The sequence below is a fragment of the Pseudomonas sp. LJDD11 genome (assembly GCF_024584215.1).
Taxonomy (GTDB): Bacteria; Pseudomonadota; Gammaproteobacteria; order Pseudomonadales; family Pseudomonadaceae; genus Aquipseudomonas.
Genome location: NZ_JANJFL010000066.1, coordinates 1 through 1,085 on the forward strand (window position 1 = coordinate 1; position 1,085 = coordinate 1,085).

General features: G+C 65.7%; 1 protein-coding gene. It reads left to right on the top strand.

Features of this window, described 5'->3' with window-relative positions; all coding sequences use genetic code 11:
- Nucleotides 1-1,085, top strand: a 1,085-nt coding sequence (locus NRB16_RS28735) for a hypothetical protein (protein WP_373568520.1), incomplete at both ends; no start/stop codon positions are given.

The window sequence follows — 1,085 nt, forward strand, 5'->3', positions numbered from 1 at the left end:
GCAGACGTGGCCGCATTGACCACCGCCCAGGTTGTCGCCTTGAGCACCGCTCAAGTGGCCGCATTGACCACGGCTCAAGTCGCTAACCTGACCACGGCTCAAGTCGCCGCACTGGAAACCGTTGATGTCGGTGCACTGACCAGCGCCCAGCTGGTGGCGCTGACCACGGCTCAAGTGGCTGCTCTGACGACGGCTCAAGTCGCCGCTCTCAAACCGACGCAGATCAGCGCCCTGGAAAACGCCGATGTCGCTGCCCTGACCACCGCTCAGGTCGTGGCCTTGGGCACCGCACAAGTGGCGGCGCTGAAAACGTCTCAGGTTGCTGCACTGACCACCGCTCAAGTCGCTGCACTGGAAACGGCTGATATTGCTGCTCTGCCAGCGGCCAGCGTCGCCGCGCTGACCACTGCCCAAGTCGCTGCACTGACCACCGGCCAGGTTGTCGCGCTGACGACCGCTCAAGTGGCTGCATTGACCACTACACAGGTTTCCAACCTGACCACCGCTCAGGTGGCCGCGCTGGAAACCGCTGATGTCGGCGCACTGACCACCGCCCAGGTCGTCGCCCTGAGCACGGCTCAGGTCGCTGCACTGACCACCGCTCAAGTCGCCGCTCTCAAGCCAACTCAGGTGGCTGCGCTGCAAACCGTTGACCTGGCCGCCCTGACCACCGCCCAAGTGGTTGCATTGGGTACCGCTCAAGTGGCCGCGCTGACCACGGCTCAAGTGGCTGCACTGACCACTGCCCAGGTTGCCGCGCTGGAAACGGTCGATGTTGCTGCCCTGCCAGCCGCCAGCGTCGGTGCCCTGACCACTGCACAGGTCGCCGCACTGACTACCGGCCAGGTCGTTGCCTTGACCACCGCTCAGGCCGCTGCGCTGAAGCCGGCCCAGGTTGCTGCCCTGACCACCGCTCAGGTCGCCGCCCTGCAAAACGCTGATCTCGCAGCGCTGACCACAGCTGCTGTGGCCGGTCTGACTACAGCCCAAGTAGCTGCTCTGACCACCGCTCAGGTGCCAGGCCTGACCGCTGCCCAGATCGCCGCGCTGCCAACCGCAGACGTCGCAGCCCTGACCACCGCCCA